Here is a 13599-nt window from a genome sequence, read left to right on the forward strand (position 1 = left end):
AATGGTGCAGCACTTCCATTCCCCTTTGGCACCCCATGAGCGACACCCACTTCGACTACATCATCATCGGCGGCGGCACCGCCGGCGCCCTGCTGGCCAACCGGCTCAGCGCCGACGCGCGCAACCGCGTGCTGCTCATCGAAGCCGGGCGCAAGGACGACTACCACTGGATCCACATCCCCGTGGGCTACCTGTATTGCATTGGCAACCCGCGCACCGATTGGCTCTACCAGACCGAGCCCGACGCCGGCCTGAACGGGCGGCGCCTGCGCTACCCGCGCGGCAAGGTGCTGGGCGGCTGCAGCAGCATCAACGGCATGATCTACATGCGCGGCCAGGCGCGCGACTACGACCAGTGGGCCCAGCTCACCGGCGACGACACCTGGCGCTGGGACAACGTGCTGCCCGCTTTTCGCCGCCACGAGGACCACTGGCGCCTGGACCAGCCCGGCACGGCGGACGAGGCTTTCAAGCGCCTGCACGGCAACCGCGCGACCGGCAGCACGGGCGAGTGGCGCGTGGAGCGCCAGCGCCTGCGCTGGGACGTGCTCGACGCCTTCGCCCTGGCGGCGCAGCAGGCGGGCATTCCGGCCACCCCAGACTTCAACAGCGGCACCAACGAAGGCGTGGGCTACTTCGAAGTCAACCAGAAAAGCGGCTGGCGCTGGAACAGCGCCAAGGCCTTCCTGCGCCCCGCCTGCTACGGCCGCCCCAACTTCGAGATGTGGACCACGGCGCAGGCCACGCGCCTGGTGGTCGAGACGCAGGCCGACGGCAGCCGCCGCTGCACCGGCGTGCATGTCTGGACCGGGCAGGAACTGGTGCATGCGCGGGCCGCGCGCGAGGTCATCCTGAGCGCGGGCGCGGTGAACTCGCCGCAGCTGCTGCAGCTCTCGGGCATCGGTCCGGCGGCGCTGCTGCGCCAGCACGGCATCGACGTCGTGCACGACCTGCCCGGCGTGGGCGCCAACCTGCAGGACCACCTGCAGATTCGCTCGGTCTACAAGGTCAGCGGCGTGCCCACACTCAACACCATGGCCAATTCGCTCTGGGGCAAGGCGCGCATCGGGCTGCAGTACCTGCTCTCGCGCAGCGGGCCCATGAGCATGGCGCCCTCGCAGCTCGGCGCGTTCACGCGCTCCGACCCGAGCCAGCCCTACCCCAACATCGAGTACCACGTGCAGCCACTGTCGCTGGACGCCTTCGGCGAGCCGCTGCACAGCTTCCCGGCCTTCACGGCCAGCGTGTGCAACCTCAACCCGACAAGCCGCGGCACGGTTCAAGTGCGCAGCCCGCGCTTCGAGGACGCGCCGGCCATCGCACCGCAGTACCTCTCCACCGAAGAAGACCGCAAGGTGGCCGCCGACAGCCTGCGCGTGACGCGCCGCATCGTCGCGCAAGGCGCCATGGCCAAATACCAGCCGGAGGAATGGAAGCCCGGCGTGCAGTACCAGAGCGACGAGGACCTGGCACGCCTGGCGGGCGACATCGCCACCACCATCTTCCACCCCGTGGGCACCACCAAGATGGGGCGTGACGACGACCCCATGGCCGTGCTCGACAGCCGCCTGCGCGTGCGCGGCATCGCCGGCCTGCGCGTGGTGGACGCGGGCGCCATGCCCACCATCACCAGTGGCAACACCAATTCCCCCACGCTGATGCTGGCGGAAAAAGCCGCCGAGTGGATCCGCACCGACCAGCAGGCGGGCGCCTAGCCGCCAGTGCCTCGGCGCCTCAGCGAAGGCCGCCCACGTAGCGCACGCCCGGGGACTCGGGGCGCGCAGGCCGCGAAGCCAGCGCAGGCTGGGGCTGCGGCTGCGCTGGCGCGGCCCCTTCGCCCATGGCGTGGGCCAGCTTGTCGGCCCACTCGACCAGCTCTGGCGCGCCGTCCGTATGCCCGCGCTGGCGCGCAAAGCGCACGATGGCCTGCGCGTATTCAGCGTTCGCCGCCATCCACTCGATATCGGTCACGCGCGCCGTCTTGCGGCGCAGCAGCACGTGCAGGTGGGCCGCAATGGCCAGCCTGCCTTCGCCCGGTGCCTGGTTGTCCATGGCAATCTACCTCCTTCGCTCAACTACCCAGATGCTCGCGGTGCTCAGCGATGTCCAGCCCCTCCAGCTCGCTGGTTTCATCCACCCGCAGCGGCACCACCTTCCCGGTCAGCCACAGCAACACCGCCGTGCCCACCAGGCTGAAAATCATCACCGTCCCCACGCCCACGGCCTGGGTCAGCACGCTGCCGTCCACGCCCGACACGGTGCGGCTGGCGAACACGCCCGTGAGCAGCGAGCCCACCACGCCGCCAATGCCGTGCACGCCGAACACATCGAGCGAGTCGTCGGTGTGCAGCCAGCGCTTGAGGCCGGTCGCCCCCCAGTAGCACACCAGCCCGGCCACCACGCCAATGGCCAGCGCGGCGCGCGGCGTCACGTAGCCGGCACCGGGCGTGATGGCCACCAGCCCCGCCACCAGGCCAGAGCACAACCCCAGCAGCGAGGCCCGGCCGCGCACCACCCATTCACCGGCCATCCACCCCAGCGCCCCCGCAGCTGCGGCGATGTGCGTCACGGCCAGCGCCAGGCCCGCGCGCCCGTCAGCGGCCAGCGCCGACCCCGCGTTGAAGCCAAACCAGCCGACCCAGAGCAGCGCTGCGCCCACCATGGTCCAGCCCAGGTTGTAGGGTGCGAAAGCCTCCTTGCCATAGCCACGCCGCTTGCCCAGCAGCCACGCACAGGCCAGCCCCGCCATGCCCGCATTCACGTGCACCACGGCGCCACCGGCGAAGTCCAGCGCCCCCAGGCGCGCCAGCCAGCCCCCAGGCTCCCACACCCAGTGCGCGACGGGCGCGTAGATACATAGCGTCCACAGGCTGATGAAAACCAGCATCGCGGAAAAGCGCATGCGCTCCACAAAGGCACCCACCACCAGCGCCGCCGTGATGACCGCGAAGCAGAGCTGAAACATGGCGTACACCGCCTCCGGCACGTGCGGTGCGATGTGGCTTACGGCCACCAGGCCCGCGCCCAGGTCGTAGTCCAAACCCGCGAGCCCCATGCGCTCGATGCCGCCAATCCAGGCCGTGCCGGGAGTGAAGGCCCAGGAGTAGCCGGCCACGAACCACCACACGCTCACCACAGCCGCGATGGCCAGCACGCTGGCCATGGTGTTGAGCACATTCTTGCGCCGCACCATGCCGGCATAAAACAGCGCCACGCCTGGCAGCGTCATCAACAGCACCAGCACGGTGGCCGTCATGAGCCAGGCCGTGTCGGCAGCGCTGATCGCATCGAACGGCACCAGCGCGGGCGCCGTGGGCACGGCCTTGGCGCCCTGTGGCGTCTGCGCCCACCCCGGCGCTAACACGCCCAGCCACATAGCCCCTGCTGTCCCAATCCTGCATGGCACCTCCCGCATGGTGCGTTCTCCTGTTCTGGTTGCTGACAGACGGGATTCCGCAAGAGGCATGCCAGCCGTTTCCAAGGCCCAGCGCCCCCATCCGGGGGGCGGGAAACCCCCAATGCACCAAGCAAGTGCGAACCGTTACAGTCACGCCACTCGATAGCGCACTACGGTGCGCATGAGAGGAGCCCGAGGAGACATCTCGACAACCACAACCAATCCATAAAAACAGCATCCGTCACGAGATGCCTCTTTGTACAAGGCGCCGGCACCCCCGGCGCCTTTTTGTTGTGCCGTCTTGTCTGGCATTGAGGCGGGGTGTCCCAAGGTTTTCGCGCACAGGCGAGAATCGCGCCAATGGAATGGATGCTCGTCTCGCTGGCCTCGCTGCTGGCCGGTTTCGTGGATGCGATCGTGGGCGGAGGCGGGCTGATCCTGCTGCCCGCGCTGTTCGCCACCTTCGCCCACGCCCCGCCCGCTACCCTGCTGGGCACCAACAAGAGCGCCTCGGTCTGGGGTACGGCCATGGCCACCTGGCAGTTCAGCCGCCGCGTGCGCATTCCTTGGCGCACCATGCTGCCGGCGGCGGGCGCCGGGTTCGCCGGGGCCTTTTTCGGCGCCTGGGCGGTCACGCTGGCCTCGCCCGACTTCCTGCGCAAGCTGCTGCCACTGGTCATGGTGGCCGTGCTGGCCTACACGCTGCTCAAGAAAGACCTGGGGCTGCACCACCAGCCGCGCTGGCGCGGCCGCACCGAAGCACTGGCGGCCTGCGCGATTGGCGCGGTGATCGGCTTCTACGACGGCTTTTTCGGCCCCGGCACCGGCAGCTTTTTCGTTTTCGCCTTCGTGCGCCTGCTGGGCTACGATTTCCTCAACGCCTCGGTTTCGGCCAAGCTGCTGAACCTGGCGACCAACCTGGCCGCGCTGATCCTGTTTGCCGCCAAGGGGCACATCTGGTGGCACTTCACCCTGCCGCTGGCTGCGGCCAACGTGGTCGGCAGCGTGCTGGGCACCTACATGGCCCTGCGCCATGGCACGGGCTTCGTGCGCGCCATCTTTATCCTGGTCGTCAGCGTGCTCATCCTCAAGACGGGCTATGACGCCTTTCTGAAGTGACATGGCCCTTTGGCACCTCACGCTGCTGGGAGCCCCGACCGACGCCGGTGCGGGCGTGGCCGGGGCCCACCTGGGGCCGGACGCGCTGCGTGGCGCGGGCCTGGCCCGGGCGCTGCGTGGGCAAGGCCACGACGTGCAGGACCTGGGCAACCTCGCCGGCCCGCCAACGCCCGCGCATGAGGCCCGCCATGGCCCACACCACCTGGCCTGCGTAAGCGCCTGGAACCAGGCCGTGCACGACGCCGTGGCCAGCATCCTGGCCGCACAGCGCGTGCCCGTGCTGCTGGGCGGTGACCACAGCCTGGCGGTGGGCTCCATCAGCGCCGTGGCCCGGCACTGTCGCCAGGCCGGCAAGGCACTGTGCGTGCTCTGGCTCGACGCCCATGCCGACGCCAACACCCCCGCCACCAGCCCCAGCGGCAACCTGCACGGCATGCCCGTGGCCTGTCTGCTGGGTGATGGGCCCGCGGCGCTCACGGCACTGGCCGGCGGGCCACCCGCGCTGCAGCCGGCACAGTTGCGCCTGGTCGGCCTGCGCAGCGTGGATGCAGGCGAGCAGTGCTACCTGCGCCAGCGCGGCCTGCCCGTGTGGCGTATGCCCGAGGTACGGGCGCTGGGCATGGCGCAGACCATGGCGCAGGTGCTGCGCGGCATCCAGGCTGGCACCCACCACCTGCACGTCAGCCTCGACCTTGACTGTATGGATCCAGCCCTGGCTCCGGGCGTGAGCACGCCCGCGCCCGGTGGCATCGGCCACCACGCCATGCAGCAGTGCATGGACCTGCTGGCCGCCAGCGGCGCGGTGGGCTCGGTCGATCTGGTGGAGCTGAACCCCTTGCGCGACCGGCAGGGGCAGACGGCGCAGCTGGCCGTCGATCTCCTGCAGCGCCTGGCAGGATCAGCATGAAAAATGCCTCTAGCCCTTTATCAGCAAGCGCCAGAAGCTACTAAAAGAGGAGCGTAAGCGACTCAGTTGGCGTCAGGCCCGGGCCGGTCGCGCATGCGCAACGGCACATCGGCAGCCTGGCGCATCGTGCCGATCGGTGCGGCGGTCTGGCCCTTGCTCGTGGCGGCGATGTCTTCCTCGCTCGGATACAGGCCTTGCAACCAGTAGTCGAACACGCGCCGCGCGATGGGGGCGGCACTGGCCGCGCCGAAGCCGGCGTTCTCCACGATCAGCGCCACTGCGATGCGCGGGTTCTCAGCCGGCGCGAACGCGGCGAACAACGAGTGATCGCGCTTGTGCTCCTCCAGCGCCTTGGCGTTGTACTTGACGTTCTGGCCCAGGCTCACGGCCTGCGCTGTACCAGTTTTGCCGCCCGAGGTGTAGGCCGCCCCGGCGAACACGCGCCGCCCGGTGCCCGCCTCGTTCACCGCCACCAGGGCGCGGCGCACCACGTCAACGTTCTTGGGCAGGTAGCCCAGTTTCTCGCCCGGCGGCTGCGCCAATTCGGTGACGGCGCCGGTGACCGCGTCGCGCACCGCCTTGGCCACGTGCGGGCGGTAGCGCGTGCCGCCATTGGCCAGCGTGGCCTCGGCCAGTGCCAGCTGCAGCATGGTGAAGTTGTTGTAGCCCTGGCCGATGCCCAGCGACACAGTTTCGCCCGGGAACCAGCGCTTGGCCTCGGGGCGCTTGTTGACCTGGCGCTTCCACTGCGTGCTGGGCAGCACGCCGCGCAGCTCGCCGCCCAGGTCGATGCCGGTGATCTGGCCAAAGCCCAGCGGCGCCATGAAGTCGTGGATGGTGTCCACGCCCATCTCCACGCCCAGCGAGTAGAAATAGGTGTTGCTGGAGAACTGGATGGCACGCACCATGTCCACCCCACCCAGGCCGCCCTCGTGGCTGCGGAAGGTGCGCCCACCGAAGTTGTAGTAGCCCGGGTCGTTCACCACCAGGGTGGGCGAGCGCTTGTTCAACTGCAGCGCCGCCAGCGCCATGAAGGGCTTGTAGGTGGAGCCCGGCGGATAGGTGCCGCGCAGCGCGCGGTTGAGCAGCGGCTTGTTGATGGATTCGTTGAGCACCTGCCAGTTTTCCTGGTCGATGCCCTCGACAAACAGGTTCGGATCGAAGGTCGGCTTGGACACGAGCGCCAAAATTTCGCCGTTGCGCGGGTCGATGGCCACCAGCGCGCCGCGCCGCTCGCCGTACAGGTCTTCGACCAACTTCTGCAGCTTGATGTCGATCGACAGCATGACGCTGTGCCCCGGTGTGGCCGGGCGGCTGTGCAGCTTGCGCACCACGCGGCCGCCGGCCGAGGTCTCCATCAGCTCCACGCCGGTGGTGCCGTGCAGCTGCTGCTCGTAGGACTGTTCCACGCCAAGCTTGCCGATGTATTCGGTGCCACGGTAGTTGGCCGCGTCGTCGGAGTCGTCGATGCGCTCCTTCTCGCGCTGGTTGATACGGCCGATGTAGCCGATGGCGTGCCCCCCCACCTCGCCCAGCGGGTAGGTGCGAAACAGCCGCGCCTTGATGTCCACGCCCGGAAAGCGATAGCGCTGGGCCGCGAAGCGTGCCACCTCCTCGTCGGTCAGGCGCGTGCGGATGGGCAGCGACTCGAAGCTGCGCGCATCCTCCATCAGCCGCTTGAAGCGGCGCTTGTCGCGCGGCTGGATGTCCACCACCTTGGACAGCTCCTCGATGGTTTCGTCCAGGTCACCCAGCTTGGAGCGCGTGATCTCCAGCGTGTAGGCCGAATAGTTGGTGGCCAGTACCACGCCGTTGCGGTCAAGGATCTGCCCGCGGTTGGGCACGATCGGCACAACCGCCGTGCGGTTGCTCTCCGCCTGGTCGGCCAAGTCCTCATGGCGCTGCACCTGCAGCACCAGCAGGCGCGCCACGATCAGGGCGAAGGCCAGGAACACCACCAGCCCCATGGCCAGCACGCGCACACGAAAGCGCCAGGCGTCCCGCTCGCTGTTGCGCAGTTCGGTCATGGCTTCACAAGGGACGGTTCTCGTCGCGGTCAGGCGGGCGGCGCTGTGGCGCCAGCAGAATCCAGCTGGCCAGCGGCCACAGCAGTGTCTCGATCAGCGGCGCGGCCAGCAGCGCCAGCCCCGGAAAGATGCCGCCCGAGGCCATACGCACCAGCAGCTCCACAGCATGGGCCGCCGCCAGCAGCGGCAACATCTGCAGCGCTTGCTCCCACAGGCCCAGCCAAGGCAGGCGACGGTGAATCATGCTGGTGCCGAGCATGAGCGTGGCATAGGCCAGCGCATGCTGGCCCAGCAGGGCCGACTGGTGCACATCCATGCACAGCCCGAGCACGAAGGCGATGCCCATGCCCACACGCAGCGGCTGGTGCACACCCCAGAAGGCGAGCAGCAGCAACACCATGTCGGGCAGCCACACCACGCGCCCCAGCGGCAGCAGGTTGATGGCCAGCGCCACCACCAGGCTGACGACGATGAACGCCGGGTTGACCGGCTGCAGCAGCTCCTGGCCGCGCGGCATCATCATGCGGACCGCTCCTTCATGGCCTTCATTTGCGCGCGCCCTTGCGCGTGGGTGCCGGCGCTGGCGCGGGCTCGGGGCGCTCGGGCAGTTGCCCCGCCAGAGGCTGCAGCAGCAGCACGTGGCGCGCACCATGCACCTGTGCCACGGGGTCGCAATAGATGCGGGTGAATGCCGAGTCAGCGCGCCGTTCCACACGGCGCACGCGCGCCACGGGTAGCCCCGGCGGGTACACGCCATCGACGCCGCTGGTGGTGAGCAGATCGCCCTCCTGCACGTCGGCGTTGCTGGGCATGAAGCGCAGCTCCATGCTGCCGCCATGGCCCGCCACCGGGTCGCCATAGGCCACGCTGCGCGCGCCGGTGCGCGGGTTGAGCACGGGGATGGCCTGGTCGCGGTCCACCAGCAACGTGACCTCGCTCACGAAGGGCAGGACGCGCGTGACCTGGCCCAGCACACCGAGCTCGTCGAGCACCGGCGAACCCAGCTCGACGCCCGCCACCTGGCCCTTATCAACCACCACGCGGCGCGTGTACGGGTCGGTGGCGTCGTACAGCACCTGCGCGGCCTGCGAGGGCGGTGACAGGCGCTCGCGCAGCGCCAACAGCTGGCGCAGCTGGGTGTTCTCCTGCAGCAGATCCGCAGCCTGGTTGGCGCGCTGTGCCAGCTGCACCATGTGCTCACGCGCCTGCTGGGCCTCCTGCTGGGCACGCTGCAGCGCTTCGAAGTAGCCCGCGCCCTGGCCCAGCAGCTCCACGGGCTGCAGCATCAGCCACTGCACTGGATAGAGCACCGCACCAACGGCTTTGCGCAGCGGGTCGGTCAGGTGAAAGCGCGCATCCGCCACCATGAGGAACAACGCCAGCGCGCCGTACACGGCCCAGCGCGACAGCGCCGACGGGCCCTGCCTGAAGAACGAGGGCGCACTGCGCTCCAAGGTGCCAAGGGCCATGGGCGAACGCGCTCAGAGACTCAGTCGCTGGTGAAGATGCTGCCCTGGCGGTCCAGGCTGTCCAGCGCCATGCCGCAGCCGCGCACCACGCAGGTCAGCGGCTCCTCGGCCACCAGCACCGGCAGGCCGGTTTCCTCGGCCAGCAGGCGGTCCAGGTCGCGCAAGAGCGCGCCGCCGCCCGTGAGCATCATGCCGCGCTCGGCAATGTCGGCGCCCAGCTCGGGGGGGGTCTGCTCCAGCGCGTTCTTCACGGCGGAAACGATCTGGTTCAGCGGCTCGGTCAGCGCCTCCAGCACTTCGTTGCTGGAAATGGTGAAGCTGCGCGGCACGCCTTCGGACAGGTTGCGGCCCTTGACTTCCATCTCCTTGACCTCGGAGCCGGGAAAGGCCGAGCCGATGTTCTTCTTGATGGATTCGGCCGTGGGCTCGCCGATCAGCATGCCGTAGTTGCGGCGGATGTAATTGATGATGCTTTCGTCGAACTTGTCGCCGCCCACGCGCACGCTGCCCTTGTAGACCATGCCGCCCAGCGAGATCACGCCGACCTCGGTGGTGCCGCCGCCAATGTCCACCACCATCGAGCCCGAGGCCTCGCTCACTGGCAGGCCGGCACCGATGCCGGCGGCCATGGGTTCCTCGATCAGGTACACAGCGGTGGCGCCCGCGGCCTCGGCCGCGTCCTTGATGGCGCGGCGCTCGACCTGGGTGGAGCCGCAGGGCACGCAGATGATGATGCGCGGGCTGGGCGTGAGCAGCGAACGCGGGTGCACCATCTTGATGAACTGCTTGATCATCTGCTCGGTGATGACGAAGTCGGCGATCACGCCGTCCTTCATCGGGCGGATGGCCTCGATGTTGCCCGGCACCTTGCCAAGCATGGCTTTGGCCTCGTGGCCCACGGCCTGGATGACCTTCTTGCCGTGCGGGCCGCCCTCGTGGCGGATGGCGACGACCGATGGCTCGTCGAGCACGATGCCCTTGTCGCGGGCGAAGATCAGGGTGTTGGCGGTGCCAAGGTCAATGGCGAGGTCGGTAGAGAAGTACCGACGAAAGGAACCGAACATGCAAAAAGTCCTCTGGGGCACGGCTCGCGCACCGGCTGGCCGTCGCCGGGGTTAGGAATAGGGGGTGTTTTGGGGGCTTCTTCCGCGCAAATGCCGACGCATGCAGGGGCAATGCGGCAAAGCCGGGATAATACCGCATCCCCTGTGAATAACTCCCGCTCCCCCAGGCCGGAACACAGCTTTTACATCTAGACTTTCTCCCCCATTTCATCCTATGGCACTGACTCCCCAGGACATCGCGCGCATCGCCCACCTGGCGCGGCTGGAGCTGTCCGAGGCTGAAGGTGAGCGCATGCTCACGCAGCTCAACGGCTTTTTTGGCATCGTGGAAAAAATGCGGGCTGTCGACACCACCGGCATCAAGCCCCTGCCGCACCCCGTGGCGGCCATCGAGCCCGTGCAGCTGCGCCTGCGCGACGATGTGGCCAGCGAGCCCAACCAGCGCGAAGCCAACCAGCAAAGCGCCCCCGCCGTCGAGCGCGGGCTGTTCCTTGTGCCCAAGGTGATTGAATGAGCATGACATCTCCCGCATTGCATGACCTGGGCGTGGCCCAGCTCGCGGCCGCGCTGCGCGCCAAGCAGGTAAGCGCCGTCGAGGCCGCCCAGCACTTTCTGGCCCGCGCCCGCGACCACCAAAACCTTGGCGCTTATGTAGCTATTGACGAAGCCGCCACGCTGGCCCAGGCCCGCGCCCAAGACGAAAAAATTGCCGCGGGCAGCGCCGCGCCGCTGGCGGGCGTGCCGATTGCGCACAAAGACATCTTCGTCACGCGCGACTTTCCCACCACCGCCGCCAGCCGCATGTTGGCGGGCTACCGCTCGCCGTTTGACGCCACCGTGGTGAGCAAGCTGGCCGACGCGGGCTGCGTGACGCTGGGCAAGCTCAACTGCGACGAATTCGCCATGGGCGGCACCAACGAAAACTCCGCCATCCCCGCCGTGGGCTGCGACAGCGTGCAGCCCGTGCGCAACCCCTGGGACACCACGCGCGTGCCCGGCGGCTCCTCGGGCGGCTCGGCCGTGGCCGTGGCCGCGCGCCTGGCGCCCGCCGTCACCGGCACCGACACCGGCGGCTCCATCCGCCAGCCCGCCAGCTTCTGCGGCATCACCGGCATCAAGCCCACCTACGGGCGCGCCAGCCGCTACGGCATGATCGCCTTCGCCTCGTCGCTCGACCAGGCAGGCCCCATGGCGCGCAGCGCCGAAGACTGCGCGCTGCTGCTCTCGGCCATGTGCGGCCCCGACCCGGACCGCGACTCCACCAGCCTCGACCGCCCAGCCGAAGACTTCAGCCGCAACCTCACCGACAGCCTGGACGGCCTGCGCATTGGCGTGCCCGCTGAATTTTTTGGCGAGGGCCTGGCCGACGACGTGCGCGCCGCCGTTGATGCCGCGCTGAAGGAATACGAAAAGCTCGGCGCCACGCTGGTGCCGATTGCGCTGCCGCGCACCGAACTGTCGGTGCCGGTGTACTACATCCTGGCGCCTGCCGAGGCCTCGTCCAACCTGTCGCGCTTTGATGGCGTGCGCTACGGCCACCGCGCCCAGCAGTATTCCGACCTGCTCGACATGTACAAAAAGACCCGCGCCGAAGGCTTTGGCGACGAGGTCAAACGCCGCATCATGATCGGCACCTACGTGCTGAGCGAGGGCTACTACGACGCCTACTACCTGCAGGCGCAAAAAATCCGCCGCATGATTGCCGACGACTTCCAGGCCGCCTTCCAGCAATGCGACCTGATTGCCGGCCCCGTGGCCCCCACCACCGCCTGGCCACTGGGCAGCCAGACCGACCCGGTGAGCAGCTACCTGGCCGACATCTACACCCTGCCCGCCTCGCTCGCTGGCCTGCCCGGCATGAGCGTGCCCGTGGGCTTTGGCAACGGCAACCTGCCCGTGGGCCTGCAGCTGATTGGCAACTACTTCAGCGAAGCGCGGTTGCTCAATGCCGCCCACCGCCTGCAGCAAGCCACGGACTGGCACCAGCGCAGCCCGCTCTAAAACTTATAGCTGCTTGCGCTTGATGTGCAATGCTTTCAGCATCAAATCAAGCTGAAATCCTTTATTAGCAAGCGCAAGCAGCTCACAAATTGATAGTCAAGGACTGCCCCATGTCTGCGAAACTGATCCAGGGCTACGAAGTCGTCATCGGCTTTGAAACACACGCCCAGCTCGCCACCCAGAGCAAAATTTTCAGCCGCGCCAGCACCGCCTTTGGCGCCGAGCCCAACACCCAGGCCTGCGCCGTCGATCTGGCCCTGCCCGGCGCGCTGCCGGTGATGAACCGCGAGGCCGTGGCCTGCGCCATCAAGCTCGGACTGGCGCTGGGCAGCCACATTGCGCCCGAGAGCATCTTTGCGCGCAAAAACTACTTCTACCCCGACCTGCCCAAGGGTTACCAGATCAGCCAGTTTGAAATCCCCGTGGTGCAAGGCGGCGAAGTGTCGTTCTACCTGGGCGACGAGAAGAAAACCGTGCGCTTGGTGCGCGCCCACCTGGAAGAAGACGCGGGCAAAAGCCTGCACGACGAGTTCCACGGCATGAGCGGCATCGACCTGAACCGCGCGGGCACGCCGCTGCTGGAAATCGTCACCGAGCCCGACATCCGCTCCAGCGAAGAAGCCGTGGCCTACGCCAAGGCGCTGCACCAGATCGTCACCTGGATTGGCATTTGCGACGGCAACATGCAAGAGGGGTCATTTCGCTGCGACGCCAACGTCTCGGTGCGCAAGCCCGGCCAGCCGCTGGGCACGCGGCGCGAAATCAAGAACCTGAACTCGTTCAGGAACATGCAAATTGCCATCGACTACGAAATCCGCTGGCAAATCGAGCAAATTGAAGACGGCCACGCCATCCAGCAGGCCACCGTACTGTTCGACCCCGACACGGGCGAAACCCGCGCCATGCGTACCAAGGAAGACGCGGCCGACTACCGCTACTTCCCCGACCCCGACCTGCCGCCGCTGGTGATTGGCGCCGACTGGGTGGAACGCGTGAAAGCCGAGATGCCCGAGCTGCCGCGCGCCATGGCCGCGCGCTTCGTGGCGCAATACGGCCTGCCCGAGTACGACGCCACCACGCTGACGCAAAGCCAGGCCATGGCGGCCTACTTTGAAGACACCGCCAAAGCCTGCGGCCAGCCCAAACTGGCAAGCAACTGGGTGATGGGCGAAATCTCGCGCCGCCTGAACAACGAAGAAATCGGCATGGACGCCGTGAAGGTCAGCAGCCAGCAACTGGCCGCGCTGATTGGCCGAATCCAAGATGCCACCATCAGCAACAACGCCGCCAAGCAGGTGTTTGAGGCGCTGTGGACGGGCGAAGGCCAGGACGTGGACGCCGTAATTGAAGCCAAGGGCCTCAAGCAGATGAACGACACCGGCGCGCTGGAAAAAATCATCGACGAGGTGATTGCCGCCAACCCCGCCAACGTGGAGCAATACAAAGCCGGGAAAGACAAGGCGTTTAACGCGCTGGTCGGGCAGGTGATGAAGGCCTCTAAGGGCAAGGCCAATCCTGGCCAAGTCAACGAGCTGCTCAAGGCAAAACTGGGCTGATCGCTTTCCCCTCCAGCGCCAGCAGCTACGCATTCAATAGCAAACCCTCCCCCAAGCAA

General features: G+C 67.7%; 12 protein-coding genes. 6 read left to right on the forward strand and 6 right to left on the reverse strand.

Translation table 11 applies throughout. From position 1 onward, the window contains the following. Nucleotides 1-35: 35 nt before the first annotated feature. Complete coding sequence (locus BN2503_RS07740) at nucleotides 36-1715, forward strand: GMC family oxidoreductase (protein ID WP_054256079.1); 1680 nt, start codon at nucleotides 36-38, stop codon at nucleotides 1713-1715. Nucleotides 1716-1734: 19 nt separating this feature from the next. On the opposite strand, the gene BN2503_RS07745 is transcribed toward BN2503_RS07740, so the two are convergent. Both BN2503_RS07745 and BN2503_RS07750 read right to left on the reverse strand, forming a co-directional pair. Next, nucleotides 1735-2052 (reverse strand): hypothetical protein, encoded by a 318-nt coding sequence (locus tag BN2503_RS07745; RefSeq protein ID WP_054256080.1) that lies wholly within the window; start codon nucleotides 2050-2052, stop codon nucleotides 1735-1737. 19 nt (nucleotides 2053-2071) lie between these two features. Then, nucleotides 2072-3415: an ammonium transporter gene (locus tag BN2503_RS07750; protein WP_082366527.1), complete on the reverse strand. Its 1344-nt coding sequence runs from the start codon at nucleotides 3413-3415 to the stop codon at nucleotides 2072-2074. A 342-nt stretch (nucleotides 3416-3757) separates the two neighbouring features. Here BN2503_RS07750 and BN2503_RS07755 point away from each other — a divergent pair, with 342 nt between their 5' ends. Together BN2503_RS07755 and rocF are read left to right on the forward strand one after the other, a co-directional pair. After that, nucleotides 3758-4516: a TSUP family transporter gene (locus tag BN2503_RS07755; RefSeq protein ID WP_054256082.1), complete on the forward strand. Its 759-nt coding sequence runs from the start codon at nucleotides 3758-3760 to the stop codon at nucleotides 4514-4516. A 1-nt stretch (nucleotide 4517) separates the two neighbouring features. Further along, nucleotides 4518-5423 carry an arginase gene (rocF, locus tag BN2503_RS07760; RefSeq protein ID WP_054256083.1) on the forward strand — a complete coding sequence of 302 codons (906 nt, stop codon included), beginning with the start codon at nucleotides 4518-4520 and terminating at the stop codon, nucleotides 5421-5423. A gap of 62 nt (nucleotides 5424-5485) precedes the next feature. Here rocF and mrdA read toward each other — a convergent pair whose 3' ends face one another. From mrdA to BN2503_RS07780, 4 genes are read right to left on the reverse strand one after another with little or no spacing between them, the layout of a single operon-like run. Next, nucleotides 5486-7450, reverse strand: a complete 1965-nt coding sequence (gene mrdA, locus BN2503_RS07765) for a penicillin-binding protein 2 (RefSeq protein ID WP_054256084.1) — start codon at nucleotides 7448-7450, stop codon at nucleotides 5486-5488. A 4-nt stretch (nucleotides 7451-7454) separates the two neighbouring features. Further along, nucleotides 7455-7973 (reverse strand): rod shape-determining protein MreD, encoded by a 519-nt coding sequence (gene mreD / locus BN2503_RS07770; RefSeq protein WP_054256085.1) that lies wholly within the window; start codon nucleotides 7971-7973, stop codon nucleotides 7455-7457. A 22-nt stretch (nucleotides 7974-7995) separates the two neighbouring features. Further along, on the reverse strand, nucleotides 7996-8919 hold the full coding sequence (mreC, locus tag BN2503_RS07775; protein ID WP_054256086.1) for a rod shape-determining protein MreC: 924 nt from the start codon (nucleotides 8917-8919) through the stop codon (nucleotides 7996-7998). Between the two features lie 20 nt (nucleotides 8920-8939). After that, entirely contained in the window at nucleotides 8940-9983 is a 1044-nt protein-coding gene (locus tag BN2503_RS07780) for a rod shape-determining protein (RefSeq protein WP_054256087.1), read from the reverse strand. 214 nt (nucleotides 9984-10197) lie between these two features. Between BN2503_RS07780 and gatC the strand changes: the two genes are divergently transcribed. The 3 genes from gatC (at nucleotide 10198) to gatB (ending at nucleotide 13540) form a co-directional block, all read left to right on the forward strand. Beyond that, a complete protein-coding gene (gene gatC / locus BN2503_RS07785) occupies nucleotides 10198-10497 on the forward strand; it encodes an Asp-tRNA(Asn)/Glu-tRNA(Gln) amidotransferase subunit GatC (protein ID WP_054256088.1) in 300 nt (99 codons plus the stop codon). Nucleotides 10498-10499: 2 nt separating this feature from the next. Next, on the forward strand, nucleotides 10500-11984 hold the full coding sequence (gene gatA, locus BN2503_RS07790; RefSeq protein ID WP_054256089.1) for an Asp-tRNA(Asn)/Glu-tRNA(Gln) amidotransferase subunit GatA: 1485 nt from the start codon (nucleotides 10500-10502) through the stop codon (nucleotides 11982-11984). Nucleotides 11985-12094: 110 nt separating this feature from the next. Then, nucleotides 12095-13540, forward strand: coding sequence for an Asp-tRNA(Asn)/Glu-tRNA(Gln) amidotransferase subunit GatB (gatB, locus tag BN2503_RS07795; RefSeq protein ID WP_054256090.1), 1446 nt, complete (start codon nucleotides 12095-12097; stop codon nucleotides 13538-13540). Nucleotides 13541-13599 lie beyond the last annotated feature (59 nt).

Origin of the sequence: Paenacidovorax caeni (assembly GCF_001298675.1) — a bacterium.
GTDB classification, from domain to species: Bacteria; Pseudomonadota; Gammaproteobacteria; order Burkholderiales; family Burkholderiaceae_C; genus Paenacidovorax; species Paenacidovorax caeni.

What these genes read in the sequence shown, in the direction of transcription:
- BN2503_RS07740 (WP_054256079.1), top strand. Translation starts at nt 36, where the DNA reads ATGAGCGACACCCACTTCGACTACATCATCATCGGCGGCGGCACCGCC.
- BN2503_RS07745 (WP_054256080.1), bottom strand. Translation starts at nt 2,052, where the DNA reads ATGGACAACCAGGCACCGGGCGAAGGCAGGCTGGCCATTGCGGCCCAC.
- BN2503_RS07750 (WP_082366527.1), bottom strand. Translation starts at nt 3,415, where the DNA reads ATGCGGGAGGTGCCATGCAGGATTGGGACAGCAGGGGCTATGTGGCTG.
- BN2503_RS07755 (WP_054256082.1), top strand. Translation starts at nt 3,758, where the DNA reads ATGGAATGGATGCTCGTCTCGCTGGCCTCGCTGCTGGCCGGTTTCGTG.
- rocF (WP_054256083.1), top strand. Translation starts at nt 4,518, where the DNA reads ATGGCCCTTTGGCACCTCACGCTGCTGGGAGCCCCGACCGACGCCGGT.
- mrdA (WP_054256084.1), bottom strand. Translation starts at nt 7,450, where the DNA reads ATGACCGAACTGCGCAACAGCGAGCGGGACGCCTGGCGCTTTCGTGTG.
- mreD (WP_054256085.1), bottom strand. Translation starts at nt 7,973, where the DNA reads ATGATGATGCCGCGCGGCCAGGAGCTGCTGCAGCCGGTCAACCCGGCG.
- mreC (WP_054256086.1), bottom strand. Translation starts at nt 8,919, where the DNA reads ATGGCCCTTGGCACCTTGGAGCGCAGTGCGCCCTCGTTCTTCAGGCAG.
- BN2503_RS07780 (WP_054256087.1), bottom strand. Translation starts at nt 9,983, where the DNA reads ATGTTCGGTTCCTTTCGTCGGTACTTCTCTACCGACCTCGCCATTGAC.
- gatC (WP_054256088.1), top strand. Translation starts at nt 10,198, where the DNA reads ATGGCACTGACTCCCCAGGACATCGCGCGCATCGCCCACCTGGCGCGG.
- gatA (WP_054256089.1), top strand. Translation starts at nt 10,500, where the DNA reads ATGACATCTCCCGCATTGCATGACCTGGGCGTGGCCCAGCTCGCGGCC.
- gatB (WP_054256090.1), top strand. Translation starts at nt 12,095, where the DNA reads ATGTCTGCGAAACTGATCCAGGGCTACGAAGTCGTCATCGGCTTTGAA.